The organism is Citrobacter sp. Cpo030 (assembly GCF_030333005.1).
GTDB classification, from domain to species: Bacteria; Pseudomonadota; Gammaproteobacteria; order Enterobacterales; family Enterobacteriaceae; genus Citrobacter; species Citrobacter portucalensis.
On sequence record NZ_JAOWGT010000052.1, the window covers coordinates 60621 to 75089 of the forward strand.

Annotated in this window: 12 protein-coding genes and 1 pseudogene; 6 read left to right on the plus strand and 7 right to left on the minus strand. The window is 52.2% G+C overall.

From position 1 onward, the window contains the following. The first annotated feature begins 13 nt into the window (after positions 1–13). A complete protein-coding gene (rpoS, locus tag OGY37_RS09165) occupies positions 14–1006 on the plus strand; it encodes an RNA polymerase sigma factor RpoS (protein ID WP_000081498.1) in 993 nt (330 codons plus the stop codon). A 142-nt stretch (positions 1007–1148) separates the two neighbouring features. On the opposite strand, the gene OGY37_RS09170 is transcribed toward rpoS, so the two are convergent. Further along, positions 1149–1553 (minus strand): MarR family winged helix-turn-helix transcriptional regulator, encoded by a 405-nt coding sequence (locus tag OGY37_RS09170; protein WP_003825812.1) that lies wholly within the window; start codon positions 1551–1553, stop codon positions 1149–1151. 160 nt (positions 1554–1713) lie between these two features. Here OGY37_RS09170 and OGY37_RS09175 point away from each other — a divergent pair, with 160 nt between their 5' ends. The 3 genes from OGY37_RS09175 to OGY37_RS09185 are packed head-to-tail and all read left to right on the plus strand — an operon-like array spanning position 1714 to position 3981. After that, positions 1714–2307 carry a non-oxidative hydroxyarylic acid decarboxylases subunit B gene (locus OGY37_RS09175; RefSeq protein WP_286620631.1) on the plus strand — a complete coding sequence of 198 codons (594 nt, stop codon included), beginning with the start codon at positions 1714–1716 and terminating at the stop codon, positions 2305–2307. Beyond that, positions 2307–3734, plus strand: coding sequence for a non-oxidative hydroxyarylic acid decarboxylases subunit C (locus OGY37_RS09180; RefSeq protein WP_003825816.1), 1428 nt, complete (start codon positions 2307–2309; stop codon positions 3732–3734). The genes OGY37_RS09175 and OGY37_RS09180 overlap by 1 nt, the downstream gene beginning before the upstream one ends. A gap of 10 nt (positions 3735–3744) precedes the next feature. Next, positions 3745–3981 carry a non-oxidative hydroxyarylic acid decarboxylases subunit D gene (locus tag OGY37_RS09185; RefSeq protein WP_126956672.1) on the plus strand — a complete coding sequence of 79 codons (237 nt, stop codon included), beginning with the start codon at positions 3745–3747 and terminating at the stop codon, positions 3979–3981. Between the two features lie 92 nt (positions 3982–4073). On the opposite strand, the gene mutS is transcribed toward OGY37_RS09185, so the two are convergent. From mutS to OGY37_RS09200, 3 genes are all read right to left on the minus strand, one after another. Further along, complete coding sequence (gene mutS, locus OGY37_RS09190) at positions 4074–6641, minus strand: DNA mismatch repair protein MutS (protein ID WP_148361533.1); 2568 nt, start codon at positions 6639–6641, stop codon at positions 4074–4076. Between the two features lie 206 nt (positions 6642–6847). Continuing rightward, positions 6848–7360, minus strand: coding sequence for a YqeJ family protein (locus OGY37_RS09195; RefSeq protein WP_003825820.1), 513 nt, complete (start codon positions 7358–7360; stop codon positions 6848–6850). Further along, positions 7360–8145, minus strand: a complete 786-nt coding sequence (locus tag OGY37_RS09200; RefSeq protein WP_286620633.1) for a winged helix-turn-helix domain-containing protein — start codon at positions 8143–8145, stop codon at positions 7360–7362. The genes OGY37_RS09195 and OGY37_RS09200 overlap by 1 nt, the downstream gene beginning before the upstream one ends. Before the next feature lie 455 nt (positions 8146–8600). Between OGY37_RS09200 and OGY37_RS09205 the strand changes: the two genes are divergently transcribed. After that, positions 8601–9206, plus strand: coding sequence for a helix-turn-helix domain-containing protein (locus OGY37_RS09205; protein WP_071687043.1), 606 nt, complete (start codon positions 8601–8603; stop codon positions 9204–9206). Positions 9207–9248: 42 nt separating this feature from the next. On the opposite strand, the gene OGY37_RS09210 is transcribed toward OGY37_RS09205, so the two are convergent. The 3 genes from OGY37_RS09210 to OGY37_RS09220 form a co-directional block, all read right to left on the minus strand. Continuing rightward, positions 9249–10622 (minus strand): HlyD family type I secretion periplasmic adaptor subunit, encoded by a 1374-nt coding sequence (locus OGY37_RS09210; protein ID WP_003825825.1) that lies wholly within the window; start codon positions 10620–10622, stop codon positions 9249–9251. Next, positions 10609–12801, minus strand: a complete 2193-nt coding sequence (locus OGY37_RS09215) for a type I secretion system permease/ATPase (RefSeq protein ID WP_286620635.1) — start codon at positions 12799–12801, stop codon at positions 10609–10611. Before OGY37_RS09215 ends, OGY37_RS09210 begins: the two co-directional genes overlap by 14 nt. 89 nt (positions 12802–12890) lie before the next feature. After that, on the minus strand, positions 12891–14003 hold the full coding sequence (locus OGY37_RS09220) for a TolC family outer membrane protein (RefSeq protein WP_286620637.1): 1113 nt from the start codon (positions 14001–14003) through the stop codon (positions 12891–12893). 31 nt (positions 14004–14034) lie between these two features. On the opposite strand from OGY37_RS09220, the pseudogene OGY37_RS09225 reads away from it, so the two are divergent. Continuing rightward, positions 14035–14469 (plus strand): annotated as a pseudogene (locus OGY37_RS09225) (IS5-like element ISKpn26 family transposase); the annotation flags it as partial.

Genomic DNA, 14469 nt, shown 5'->3' on the forward strand with positions numbered 1-14469 from the left:
AGGAGCCACCTTTATGAGTCAGAATACGCTGAAAGTTCATGATTTAAATGAAGATGCGGAATTTGATGAGAACGGAGTAGAGGCTTTTGATGAAAAAGCCTTGAGTGAAGAGGAACCCAGTGATAACGACCTGGCTGAAGAAGAGCTGTTATCGCAGGGGGCCACACAGCGTGTGTTGGACGCGACTCAGCTTTACCTTGGTGAGATTGGTTATTCACCACTGTTAACAGCCGAAGAAGAAGTTTATTTTGCGCGTCGCGCACTGCGTGGGGATGTCGCATCCCGCCGTCGCATGATTGAAAGTAACCTGCGTCTGGTGGTGAAAATTGCTCGTCGTTATGGCAATCGTGGTCTGGCATTGCTGGACCTGATTGAAGAGGGCAATCTGGGACTGATCCGTGCAGTCGAGAAGTTTGACCCGGAACGCGGGTTCCGCTTCTCAACATACGCAACCTGGTGGATCCGCCAGACGATCGAACGGGCGATTATGAACCAAACCCGTACGATCCGACTGCCAATTCACATTGTAAAAGAGCTGAACGTCTATCTGCGTACCGCGCGTGAGTTGTCGCATAAACTGGACCACGAACCGAGCGCAGAAGAGATTGCTGAACAACTGGATAAACCGGTTGATGACGTCAGCCGTATGCTCCGACTCAACGAGCGTATTACCTCGGTAGACACCCCGCTGGGTGGCGATTCCGAAAAAGCGTTGCTGGATATTCTGGCCGATGAAAAGGAAAACGGCCCGGAAGACACCACGCAAGACGATGATATGAAACAGAGCATCGTCAAATGGCTGTTCGAACTGAACGCCAAACAGCGTGAAGTGCTGGCACGTCGTTTTGGTCTGCTGGGGTACGAAGCTGCGACACTGGAAGATGTGGGCCGTGAAATTGGTCTCACCCGTGAACGTGTTCGCCAGATTCAGGTTGAAGGTCTGCGTCGTCTGCGTGAAATTCTGCAGACTCAGGGACTGAATATCGAAGCGCTTTTCCGCGAGTAAGCACAAGTTCTATCAAGAAAGGCCAGTCTCATTGAGACTGGCCTTTTTCTATGTTTGTTGCCTGATGGCACTGCGTTTATCAGGTCTACGGGGAGCAGGACTTTGTAGGCCGGATAAGACATTTATGTCGCCATCCGGCAGATTAGTTCATCATCTTACGCACCAGACGTGTGAACTGCTCACGTTCTTCATCAGATAATCGCCCCAGAAACTCATCATCCACGCTATCGCCTAACGGAGTTGCGCTGGCCAGTAATTCTTCTCCTTGTGCGGTCAAATAAACAAACCGCCGACGCTTATCTGCCGGGTCATGTTCACGCCTGACCAGCTCCCGTTTTTCCATTCGGCTTAGCATTTCCGCAAGGGTTGCCTTGGTACAGACTGCGGCTTCGGTCAGGTCAACCTGCTCAATGCCGGGACGTTCAGCAATGGCACGCATTACCGCATACTGTGGTTTGGTCAGGTCCGGTAATTCATGTTGCCAGCGGGACGTATGCTGCTGGAAGAGCTGACGTAAAAGGTGAAATGCTTTATTTCGTAACGGCATGAGCGCTCCGGAATTCCTGTCAGTCTCTATCATAGCGGGTTACGCATCTTTTTTTAACAATTGCGGCTTTAGCGATCTGTGCGCGATGGCCTTGCCCGAAATGTTATGTGAGAGTATTTTAATCAAAACGTTCGTACACGAACAAAAATTGAGAAACTAAATGAGATTAATTGTCGGAATGACCGGGGCAACCGGCGCACCGCTTGGCGTGTCGCTATTGCAGGCGTTGCGGGAAATGCCCGAAGTGGAAACCCATCTGGTGCTGTCAAAGTGGGCCAAAACCACTATTGAACTGGAAACGCCGCACAGCGTCCGTGATGTGTCTGCGTTGGCCGATTATTGCCACAACCCGGCGGATCAGGCGGCGACCATCTCCTCTGGATCGTTTCGCACTGACGGCATGATCATTATCCCCTGCAGTATGAAAACCCTGGCCGGTATTCGTGCAGGCTACGCGGAAGGGCTGGTGGGTCGCGCTGCTGATGTGGTGCTGAAAGAAGGGCGCAAGCTGGTTCTGGTTCCGCGTGAAATGCCGCTGAGCACTATTCATCTGGAAAACATGCTCGCACTTTCCCGCATGGGCGTGGCGATGGTCCCGCCAATGCCTGCGTATTACAACCACCCGCAAACGGTCGATGACATCACTCAGCATATCGTTGCGCGTGTGCTCGATCAGTTTGGTCTGGAACACCCCAACGCCCGTCGCTGGCAGGGTTTACGGCAGGCACAGAATTTTGCACAGGAGAATGAATAATGGCATTTGATGATTTGCGCAGCTTTTTGCAGGCGCTGGACGACCAGGGACAATTGCTGAAAATCAGTGAAGAAGTCAACGCTGAGCCGGATCTGGCTGCGGCAGCCAACGCAACCGGGCGCATTGGCGACGGTGCGCCAGCGCTGTGGTTTGACAATATTCGTGGTTTTACCGACGCCCGTGTGGCGATGAACACTATTGGCTCGTGGCAGAATCACGCTATCTCTTTAGGGCTGCCGCCAAATACCCCGGTGAAAAAACAGATTGATGAGTTTATCCGCCGTTGGGATAAATTTCCGGTTACGCCGGAGCGTCGCGCCAACCCGGCATGGGCTGAAAACTGTGTTGATGGTGATGAGATCAACCTGTTTGATATTCTGCCGCTGTTTCGCCTGAACGATGGCGACGGCGGTTTCTATCTCGATAAAGCCTGCGTGGTGTCGCGCGATCCGCTGGATCCGGACAACTTCGGCAAACAGAACGTCGGCATTTATCGTATGGAAGTGAAGGGCAAACGCAAGCTTGGCCTGCAGCCGGTACCGATGCATGATATCGCGCTGCACCTGCATAAAGCCGAAGAGCGCGGTGAAGATCTGCCGATTGCCATCACGCTGGGTAACGATCCGATCATTACCCTCATGGGGGCCACGCCGCTGAAGTACGATCAGTCGGAATACGAAATGGCGGGAGCGCTACGTGAAAGTCCGTATCCGATCGCTACCGCGCCGCTCACCGGCTTTGACGTGCCATGGGGTTCAGAAGTGATCCTCGAAGGGGTAATTGAAAGCCGTAAGCGTGAAATCGAAGGGCCGTTTGGCGAGTTTACCGGGCACTATTCCGGTGGACGTAATATGACGGTCGTGCGTATCGATAAAGTCTCTTATCGCACCAAACCGATTTTTGAATCGTTATATTTGGGGATGCCGTGGACGGAGATTGACTACCTGATGGGTCCGGCAACCTGCGTACCGCTTTATCAACAGCTGAAAGCCGAATTTCCGGAAGTGCAGGCGGTGAATGCCATGTATACCCACGGTTTGCTGGCGATTATCTCCACCAAAAAACGCTACGGCGGCTTTGCCCGCGCGGTGGGGCTGCGCGCAATGACGACGCCGCATGGCCTGGGTTACGTGAAAATGGTGATTATGGTTGATGAGGATGTTGATCCGTTCAACCTGCCGCAGGTGATGTGGGCGCTGTCTTCGAAGGTCAATCCGGCGGGCGATCTGGTGCAATTGCCGAATATGTCGGTGCTGGAGCTTGATCCGGGTTCCAGTCCGGCGGGGATTACCGACAAGTTAATTATTGATGCGACTACGCCGGTTGCGCCGGATAACCGTGGGCACTACAGCCAGCCGGTATGCGATTTACCAGAAACGAAAGCCTGGGCAGAAAAACTGACCGCCATGCTGGCCAACCGTAAATAAGGAGTAGCAGATGATTTGTCCACGTTGTGCCGATGAACATATTGAAGTGATGGCAAACTCGCCGGTAAAAGATGTCTGGACGGTATATCAGTGCCAGCATTGTCTATACACCTGGCGTGATACTGAGCCTCTACGCCGTACCTGCCGCGAGCACTACCCGCAAGCGTTTCGCATGACGCAGAAGGATATTGATGACGCACCGATGGTGCCGAGTATTCCACCGCTGCTGGCAGAAGATAAGCGCTAATCAACACGCCGGGTGCGGCTTCGCCTTACCCGGCCTACATATAGCGATATTTTGCAGGCCCGATAAGCGTATCACTATCGGGCATTACGGCGTTATACCAGACTCTTCAACCGGTAGATCCACTCCAGCGCCTGGCGAGGCGTTAGCGAATCCGGGTCGAGATTTTCCAGTGCTTCAACGGCGGGCGACGTTTCTTCCGGAGCTGACAGGAGCGACATCTGTGTGCCGTCGACCTGAGTTGCAGCAACATTCGGCGCGATGCTTTCCAGTTCGCGCAGTTTTTGCCGCGCGCGTTTAATAACCTCTTTTGGTACACCTGCCAGGGCAGCTACCGCCAGACCATAGCTCTTGCTTGCCGCACCATCCTGTACGCTGTGCATGAAGGCGATGGTATCGCCGTGCTCTAACGCATCCAGATGCACATTCGCGACGCCCTCCATTTTCTCCGGTAACTGAGTCAGTTCGAAATAGTGGGTGGCAAACAAGGTTAATGCTTTGATTTTATTAGCCAGGTTTTCCGCGCACGCCCACGCCAGCGACAGGCCGTCGTAGGTGGAGGTGCCGCGTCCAATCTCATCCATCAGCACCAGGCTGTTCTCGGTGGCATTATGCAGAATGTTGGCGGTTTCAGTCATTTCTACCATGAAGGTAGAACGACCGGAGGCCAGATCATCCGCCGCACCGACGCGAGTAAAGATCCGATCGATCGGGCCTATTTCCACTTTCTGCGCCGGAACGTAGCTGCCGATGTAGGCCAGCAGCGCAATTAACGCAGTCTGGCGCATATAGGTACTTTTACCCCCCATATTCGGGCCGGTGATGATCAGCATCCGTCGCTGAGGCGAGAGGTTAAGCGGGTTGGCGATAAACGGCTCGGTCAGCACCTGTTCAACCACCGGATGACGTCCCTCGGTAATACGAATACCAGGCTTGTCGGTGAAGGTCGGGCAGGTGTAATTCAGGGTATAAGCGCGTTCCGCAAGGTTGACCAGTACGTCCAGTTCTGCCAGCGCGCTGGCGCTTTGTTGCAAATCAGCCAGGTGCGGCAGCAGCATGTCGAACAGCTCATCGTACAACTGTTTTTCCAGCGCCAGCGCTTTGCCTTTTGATGTCAGAACTTTGTCTTCGTACTCTTTCAGCTCCGGAATAATGTAGCGTTCGGCGTTTTTCAGCGTCTGGCGACGCACATAGTTAATCGGCGCCAGATGACTTTGCCCGCGACTGATCTGAATGTAGTAGCCGTGAACGGCGTTAAATCCAACCTTCAGCGTATCAAGGCCGGTGCGCTCGCGCTCGCGAATTTCCAGTCTGTCCAGATAGTCAGTTGCGCCATCAGCCAACGCTCGCCACTCGTCCAGTTCTTCGTTATAGCCCGGTGCGATGACGCCACCGTCGCGAACCAGCACCGGTGGAGCTTCCACCACGGCGCGTTCCAGCAGTTCACGCAGGTCAGCAAACTCACCCATTTTCTCGCGCAGCATCTGTACGGGGGCACTGTCTACGCTTTCCAGTTGCGCGCGCAGTTCCGGTAATTGCTGGAAGGCATGACGCATACGGGCCAGATCGCGCGGGCGCGCAGTACGCAGGGCCAGGCGCGCCAGGATACGTTCAAGATCGCCGACCTGACGCAGCACGGGTTGCAATTCACTGGTGGAATCCTGTAGCGCGCCGATGGTCTGTTGGCGCTCAGTGAGGACTTTGGTGTCGCGGACCGGCATATGCAGCCAGCGCTTGAGCATACGGCTGCCCATCGGCGTCACGGTGCAGTCGAGTACCGAAGCCAGCGTGTTTTCAAAGCCGCCTGCCAGGTTCTGGGTAATTTCCAGATTGCGGCGCGTGGCGGCATCCATAATGATGCTGTCCTGCTGGCGCTCCATGGTGATGGAACGAATATGCGGCAGCGAGGTACGCTGGGTATCTTTTACGTATTGCAGCAGGCAGCCAGCCGCGCATAATCCACGCGGGGCGTTTTCCACGCCAAAACCAATCAGATCCCGCGTGCCAAACTGCAGGTTTAGCTGCTGGCGAGCAGTATCGATTTCAAATTCCCATAGTGGACGACGACGTAATCCGCGACGTCCCTCAATCAGTGAGGTTTCAGCGAAATCTTCGGCATACAGCAGTTCAGCGGGATTGGTGCGCTGCAATTCTGCAGCCATCGTCTCGCGGTCGGCAGGTTCGCTGACGCGAAAACGCCCGGAGCTGATATCCAGCGTGGCGTAGCCGTAACCTTTACTGTCCTGCCAGATAGCGGCCAGCAGGTTGTCCTGGCGTTCCTGCAACAGCGCTTCATCACTGATGGTACCTGGCGTGACGATACGCACTACTTTGCGCTCAACCGGACCTTTGCTGGTCGCCGGATCGCCAATCTGCTCACAAATAGCAACGGACTCACCCTGGTTGACCAGCTTAGCGAGGTAGTTTTCTACCGCATGGTGAGGAATGCCCGCCATCGGGATAGGCTCGCCCGCAGACGCGCCGCGTTTGGTCAGGGAGATATCAAGCAACTGAGACGCACGTTTCGCATCGTCATAAAACAGTTCGTAAAAGTCGCCCATGCGGTAAAACAACAGTATCTCCGGATGCTGGGCTTTCAGCTTGAGATACTGCTGCATCATTGGGGTGTGGTTCGTGAAGTCCGTATCAAGTGACTCTTTCATATCGCTTTTGCTCTTTTTTTAATCTTTTTGGGGACCAGGGCAGTCTCACGTGAGCCCCTGGAAACTCACATAAACCCACAAATTTGTCATTCGAAAGCCGCCTGATGGGCAGTAACGACGAGCGTTGGCTCGACCTGAATGGTCTATCTTATCACCGACAACGACTGAGATTCATCCGTAGGTTTTGCCGCCAGAACGCTTATTGATTATTCATTTTCCGGCAAAGCATAATTCTGGCAGTACAGATAGGGGATCCCCTCTTTGGTAATCAGGTATGTCGCGCTGTTCAGCGCAAAAAAATCGACGTTGGATACGCTGGTGTTGGTCAGGAAAAAGTCGGGGAGGAGTTCCTGAATAAGGCTGGCGGGAGCCGTTTCGCGATTGGAAATTTGGATTTTCTGTGAAATCCAAACCGGGCTTGAGCCGTAGCTGGATTGTGTAAAAAGTACCATGCGTTGCACGGTTTGCTCATTATTTTCGGCATCTTTGATAATACCATCAATATTCACAATACCTTTACTGCCCCCGGTTTTAATATCAATAATCCCGCGGAACGAGCTTGTATTGCGTACAATTTCGATGGCAGAGCGGCAAGTGAGATCATGTAACTCGCCATTGTTCTTACTGTACCGATAGACGACAGTAAGAATAAGCGCAGCAAAACAAAGCAGCAGGATAATACCTGTCTGGATGCGGGACGTTCGGGGATATAAGTTCATTAGCTATCATACCGTGGATAATATACCGACTGACAGGCATTTTCTTGCCTGGCTTTTATCGGTGAGCGACACACCAGCACGGACAGTTTCTTAGACTCAGGATAGGTCGTGATATAGATAAATTTATGGCTCTGACACAGTCCTGGGTTTTTGTCGATAAACGCGGTATGCCGGGAGAAATTACTGGCATCGTTATTGAAATAATACTGACAGTCAGTGGGTGCTTTATCCGCAGTGATATAGCCGGAGAAATAATCATCGCTGGCTTGCCACGGATATAATATAAGCACACAAATTATCAGGGTAAGTGCCAACATTACTGTTTCTGCAGCCGTTATCAAAGGTTGACGCGGTGTGTCAGCCAAAAATTCCTCAATGGTGGCATCTGGCGCTAAGGATTCTTCCGCAGAAGCAGAGTTCTCCTCCGGTGTTTCAATGACCTGAATATCAAACTCTTCTTGAATGATCAGCCCTTTGCGGGGGATCGTTGTGATCAGCGGTTGTTCAAGCTCCAGCTGCTGCAAGCTTTTACGCAACGTGAGAATGCTTTGATAAAAGGCGTTGAAACTCACCTGGCGGTGATTTTTACCCCAACCGAATTCCAGTAATTCGTTTTGAGAAACCACTTGCCCGCGATGTTGAATAAGTAATAAAAGACATAACGACGCTGAGTGTTTGAGTTTTATCCGCTGATTGGGGTGATCTACCCGCGCCAGACATTGTGTGGCTGGCGTAAATATTATTCTATTTTCAATCAGATAACTGACATTGCCAGTCTCAGACATATTGTCTCTACTCTTGATGATGCGTCTGGTGGTTGTTTAGTCATGATACCACTGAGCCTATAAAGACCACCAGCATGGACCTGATTCCACAGCGAGAACCGCGAAGTGTTGCAATTTGGTATCATGATATAACAAGAATGATAACTTTTTAATGAAAATAAAACCCATTAAAATCAATTAATTGTATCTTTTTGGCTACTCTGCAAAGAACAGAAAGATGAAAAAATGTCGACAAAGATGATTGCCATTAATTCTTTATGGACAGCGACATATACTGCCTGGCACCACCACGCGAAAACAGCATGAACCTTAACGCGTCAATGGCACCAGGGAATGCCGGTGGTAGATGTAGATGGGAATAAATGTCAGCTTGTTTGCGAGCTGACATTTATTTTTAGTGCTGAGTAAATTTAACCATCTTTTTGACTAAGCCATAATTTGCGGTAGAGAGTCCCATGTTCCAGAAAGAAATTGAAAATGCTGTAGTGCTCGTTGGCGATGAAATGAAGAAGTCGGATAATGCCTGGCTGTCGTTACGTAAAAAACGTCAGCGTATTGATTTGAAGACCGATGGACATATCTTATTTCTGGAGAAAGGGACTGTCTCTGTTTATCGTGTGGAAAACGATTTAGTCACGGTGAGTATTTCTGCACCTGCCATTCTCGGCCTGCCACAAATGCGTACGGAAGTGGCTGGCCACTATTTACGTTGTGATACCGATTGTGAAATGTGGGCGATGAGCGTCCAAAATGCCGATCTCCTGTTTACTGCTAAAAACTTGTGGAAGCAGGCGTTTGATATCTTAACGCATCACCTTCAACGTTATTTCCAGCGTGAGGCGTTGCAGTCGCACCGCACTATACGTGAGCAGATTATTGAACACGTGAAATATATCTGGGCGATGGAGCCTGGGGTACGTGAGAAAACATCCGTGTATACTTTTATTCTGACCCGTAACCATATTTCACGCAGCGCCATCCATAAGGTGTTACAGGAACTGGTTAACGACGGGAAAATCATCCTGAATCGTGGAAAGCTCTCCTTTTGCACGCCGTTATAAACTCATGCGCTCCCTGGCAATAATGAAAGGGAGCGCAACCGATCAACGTTCTCTGAGTGCTTCCGCGCGTGCGCGAATAATCGGTTTTAACAGGTAGCTCAGAATCGTTTTCTTGCCGGTGAGAATATCGACGCTCGCCACCATGCCGGGAATGATCAGCATCGGATGCTCTTTTGTTCCCAGGTAATTTTTGTCCGTTTGCAAACGCACAATATAAAAGCTGCGGCCCTGCTTATCGGTAACGGTGTCCGGGCTTATCTGCACTACTTCGCCTTGCAGACCGCCATAGATGGTGTAATCGTAAGCGGTAAATTTCACCATCGCATGTTGACCCGGATGGAGGAAGGCGATATCGCGCGGCTGGATTTTGGCTTCGATTAACAGTTTGTCATCCAGCGGAACGATTTCCACTAGATCGCTGCCCGGTTGAATGACGCCGCCGATAGTATTCACCATCACCTGCTGGACGATACCCCGCACCGGTGAGGTGACCATGGTACGGTTCACCCGATCCTCCAGTGCTTTAACGCTTGCCTGGGTTTTACTCAGATTGGTGCGAGCTTCATTGAGTTGGGCCAGCGCATCGCTCTGGAAACGGCCACGGCTTTCACCGATTTTATTCTCAATCTCTTTAATTTCTGACGTGGCCTTGGGCAGCGACAGGCTAATAGAATTGAGCTGCCCGGCGGTTTCCACTTCGGTACGACGCAGGCGCAGCAGTTCGACTTTTGAAATGGCACCTGAAGCGAGCAGCGGCTCGGACATTTTGATTTCCTGACGGATTAACCCGAGGCTGTGCTTAAACTGATCCTCCTTTGACTCAAAGTCGCGCAGCTCCTGTTTTTTCTGCACCAGTTGTTCTTCAAGCCCGGAAATTTCGTTGTGAAATTGTTCCCGGCGGCTGTTGTACAGCTCGGTTTCTCCCCGGGCGACATCCGGCGCCTGGCTGGCTATCTCGGGTGAAATCACAAAGTCCCGGTTTTCAACTTCCGCCGTCAGGCGTTCTACCTTGGCGCGCAGACCGAGTTTGTCGGCTTCAGTTTCGCCAACGTTGGAGGCGAAGCGCGTGTCATCGAGGTGCAGTAATGGGGTTCCGGCGTTAACGATTTGCCCTTCATGCACATATAGCTCGGTAACAATCCCCCCTTCCAGGTTCTGGATTTTTTGCAGTTTTGATGAAGGGATCGCTTTGCCTTCACCGCGTGTCACTTCATCAATTTTTGCAAAACCAGCCCAGATGAAGGACAGCACCACCAGCGCGAGGATCACCCACAGCGTCAGTCGTATCACTCTTGGGGCGTCATCAATTATGGCCTGGCTAACCTCATTAATACTGTCAGTTTGATTTTCATCACGACCGCGAAAATAGTGCTGCATATAGCTGCGGGCACGAGTCAGGAGATCAGCGAGACGCATTAATTTGCCCCTTTTTCAACGCATCCATCACTACCCCTTTCGGACCGTCTGCGATGATGCGACCTTTATCAACAATAATCAGACGGTCAACCAGCGACAGCATGGAAGCGCGGTGCGTGACCAGTAATAACGTTTTTCCCGCAATGCAGGGGGCCAGCGCGTGTTTGATCTTCTCTTCGCTGGTGTTGTCCATCGAACTGGTGGGTTCATCCAGTAGCAGGAGAGGGGGATTAAGCAACAGTGCGCGCGCGAGCGCCACCGCCTGCCGTTGCCCACCGGAAAGCTGGGAGCCGCGTTCGCCGACCTGCAGGTTATAGCCGTCGGGATGCAGGCGTGCGAATTCGTTGACGCCAGCCAGTTCTGCCGCTCGCAGCATGGTTTCGTCATCGACATAGCGCGCTCCGCACAGCAGGTTATCGCGCAGCGTGCCGTTGAATAGCTGGATGTCCTGCGGCACGTAGCCGATGCTGTGGCGCAGATCGTTCACATCCAGCTGACGAGAGTCGATACCATCGATCAGCAGGTTCCCGGCGCTCGGCTGGTATAAATTGACGATTAGTTTACTCAGTGAACTTTTACCGGAACCGCTGCGCCCGATAATGCCGATGCGCTCACCGGGCTGAATGGTCAGGTTAATTTTGTGCAGCGACAGGTTTTGTTGCTCCGGGTAGCTGAAATCCACATCGCGAAATTCAATGCTGCCCTGTAACTGTTCACGCTTGAGCGGGTTTTCATCCGCACGGCGCTCCTGCGTCAGCGACATCATTTTCTCAGTGTTTTTGATGGTCAGCTTCGCCTGCTGATAGCGGGCGATAAGGCCGGTGAGCTGACCCAGCGGCATGAGTGCCCGACCGTTAAGCATGTAGCAGGCGATCAAGCCACCCATACTCAGTTTGCCGTCGATAATCATGTACACCCCGACGATGATCATCACCACGCCTGAAATTTGCTGGAACCAGCCGGTGAGATTGCTCGCCAGGCTGGACAAGGTTTTCACCCGCAGTTCGAGACGGCTCAGGCTACCCAGCGTTTGTTCCCACTGGAACTGGCGTTCGCTCTGGGCATTATTCACTTTGATGGCATCCAGACTGCTCAGGGTTTCAATCAGTAGCGCCTGGCGTTCGCTGGCGAGGCTCATGGTTTTTGCCACAGCAGCGTTGACCGGTTTTTGTAGTGCCCAACTGCACAACAGGGCAATCGGTAGCGTCAGCACGGGGATCCATGCCAGCGCGCCGCCGATAATGCCAATAACAATCAGCAGTAACAGGGTGAAGGGCAAATCGATAATTGTCGTCAGAGTGAGTGATGAGAGGAAATCACGCAGCGACTGAAACTCGTGAATGTTTTGCGCAAAGCTGCCCACGCGCGCCGGGCGCTCTTTCATCTCCATGCCGATAATGCGCTCAAACAGGGTCGAAGAGATGATGAGATCGCTTTTCTTACCTGCAATATCAAGGCAGATACCGCGCAGCATTTTTAAGATCAGATCAAAGACAAAAGCCAGGCAGATGCCGACTGCCAGCACCCATAATGTGACCGTTGCCTGGTTTGGCACGACGCGGTCATACACATTCATGGTAAAGAGCGGTGTGCCGAGCGCAATCAGGTTGATCAGCAGACTGGCCAATACCGCATCCATATACAGAAAACGCGACAGCTTCAGCGTGTCTTTAAACCAGGATTTGGTGCGCGGCAGAAAGGCCTCTGCCTGCAAATCGAATTCGTGGCGCGGATGCGCAAAAATGACTTTACCCGCATAGTTTTGCTCAAGCGTGGCGGCATCAACGCAAATTTCTCCACCTTCGCTTTCGCTGGGCATAAAGCGGGCGCTACCGTCATCGTTCCAGGCCAGCAACACCCCGGTTCCTCCAGAATTCAATAACAAGACCGCTGGCAGAGACATCGCTGGAATTTTATCGAGTGAGCGCGTGACGACTCGCGCCTTTAAACCGGCCCTTGCCGCCGCGCGTGGAAATATATTCAGCGTGAGCCGATCGTTTTCTAATGGCAGGCCACTGCTTAATGTTGAACGACTCGCCGGTTTTCCGTGCAGAGAACACAGAATTAGTAAGCTATCTAATAACGGGTCGTCATTATGGCTACGTGGGTCGTGATGTTGAGAATTAGGACGAGCGTGATTCTCAGGGACGTCATTTAATAATTCGGCTTGTGCACTCATTTTCGCAACCATTCTGACCGTGCACGGTTAAATAATAGCAAGCTAATTATAAGCGTGCAGGTCAGAGATTTATTGGGGATTAATAATTATTAATGAAGTTCCGGTAAGCTATTTTCTTCTGCTGAATCTACCGGTTGCCCCGATGGCGGAGGTGTAATTTTTAGAATATTCATTAATTCACCGGTGCGTTCGCTAATACGATAGCCACTGGTCATGGCCAGATAACGTAATTCAACAAGACGGCGTTTAGAGGAGAACACTTCATTTTCACTATCGAGTAAATCCAGCAGTGTACGCTCGCCAAGACTAAATTGATCCTGATAAGCTGTGCGCACTTTGACGCTGCGGTCGGCATATTCTTCCGCCGAAGGAAGCTGAGCGCGTGCGTTTTGCAGTGCGGTCCAGGCCAGGCGTAGCTCCTGATTCAGCTGGCGCAGCGTGTTATTACGTACATCCTGGGCCTGCTTGTGCAGATAAGCACGGGAGTTCATGTTGGCTTTGTCGCTGCCGCCCTGGTACAGGTTGTAATGCAGTTTGACCATCGCCTCCCACTCTTCGGTGTGCGCGCGAGTGGTATCGGTGTTGTTGCTAATCCCGCGGGAAAGCTCAACGTCCACACGTGGATAGAAGGTGGATTTCGACGCTTCGTACTGCTGGTGCGCAGCTTCGATATCCGCATTGGCAGACTTCAGTAATGGATTATTTTTTTCCATCCGACTTTTGGCATCTTCCAGCGAGGTGGGCAGTTGAGAGTCAATGCTCTCTGGCTGGCTTAAACCCTGCGGGTCCATGCCCGTCACGCTGACAAAGGTGGTTTTCGCGTCTTCAAGGTTAGTCTGCTCGGTCAGCAGGTTGTTTCGCGCCTGCGCCAGACGCGCTTCGGCCTGCATAAAATCCCCGGAGCGCCCAACGCCCTGATCGGTACGCAGTTTTATCTGGTCGTAAATGCGCTCGTGGTTCGCCAGATCGTCTTCAGCAAGGCGAACAAATTCTTCGCGTTGCAGCACGTCGAAATAGGCCTGAATCACCGCATAAGCGGTGCTTTCGCTGGTGTTCATCACACCGTAGGCGCGTGAGTCAACGGTCGCTTTTTGCCGCGCCACTTCGCTGTTGGTCGCAAAGCCGTTAAACACATTTTGCTCGAGGCTGATAGTCGCCTCGTTAGGGAAGGTGCGAACAAGTTCCTGATATGAGATCATCATATTCATCCGGAGCGCATCCCAGAGGGACATCATGAGCCATCAACTCACCTTCGCCGATAGTGAATTCAGCACTAAGCGCCGTCAGACCCGAAAAGAGATTTTCCTCTCCCGCATGGAGCAGATTCTGCCATGGCAGAATATGACCGCTGTCATCGAGCCGTTTTATCCCAAGGCGGGCAATGGCCGACGGCCCTATCCGCTGGAGACCATGCTGCGTATTCACTGCATGCAGCATTGGTACAACCTGAGCGACGGTGCCATGGAAGATGCCCTGTACGAAATCGCCTCCATGCGCCTGTTTGCCCGATTATCCCTGGATAGCGCCCTGCCGGATCGCACCACCATCATGAATTTCCGCCACCTGCTCGAGCAGCATCAACTGGCCCGTCAATTGTTCAAGACCATCAATCGCTGGCTGGCCGAAGCAGGCGTCATGATGACCCAAGGCACTTTGGTGGATGCCACC

Bases quoted from the DNA above. Each gene is read 5' to 3' on its own strand.
- OGY37_RS09210 (WP_003825825.1), bottom strand. From the start codon at position 10,622: ATGCGTCTCGCTGATCTCCTGACTCGTGCCCGCAGCTATATGCAGCAC.
- OGY37_RS09180 (WP_003825816.1), top strand. From the start codon at position 2,307: ATGGCATTTGATGATTTGCGCAGCTTTTTGCAGGCGCTGGACGACCAG.
- OGY37_RS09170 (WP_003825812.1), bottom strand. From the start codon at position 1,553: ATGCCGTTACGAAATAAAGCATTTCACCTTTTACGTCAGCTCTTCCAG.
- OGY37_RS09200 (WP_286620633.1), bottom strand. From the start codon at position 8,145: ATGTCTGAGACTGGCAATGTCAGTTATCTGATTGAAAATAGAATAATA.
- OGY37_RS09195 (WP_003825820.1), bottom strand. From the start codon at position 7,360: ATGAACTTATATCCCCGAACGTCCCGCATCCAGACAGGTATTATCCTG.
- OGY37_RS09205 (WP_071687043.1), top strand. From the start codon at position 8,601: ATGTTCCAGAAAGAAATTGAAAATGCTGTAGTGCTCGTTGGCGATGAA.
- OGY37_RS09185 (WP_126956672.1), top strand. From the start codon at position 3,745: ATGATTTGTCCACGTTGTGCCGATGAACATATTGAAGTGATGGCAAAC.
- OGY37_RS09175 (WP_286620631.1), top strand. From the start codon at position 1,714: ATGAGATTAATTGTCGGAATGACCGGGGCAACCGGCGCACCGCTTGGC.
- rpoS (WP_000081498.1), top strand. From the start codon at position 14: ATGAGTCAGAATACGCTGAAAGTTCATGATTTAAATGAAGATGCGGAA.
- OGY37_RS09215 (WP_286620635.1), bottom strand. From the start codon at position 12,801: ATGAGTGCACAAGCCGAATTATTAAATGACGTCCCTGAGAATCACGCT.
- OGY37_RS09220 (WP_286620637.1), bottom strand. From the start codon at position 14,003: ATGATGATCTCATATCAGGAACTTGTTCGCACCTTCCCTAACGAGGCG.
- mutS (WP_148361533.1), bottom strand. From the start codon at position 6,641: ATGAAAGAGTCACTTGATACGGACTTCACGAACCACACCCCAATGATG.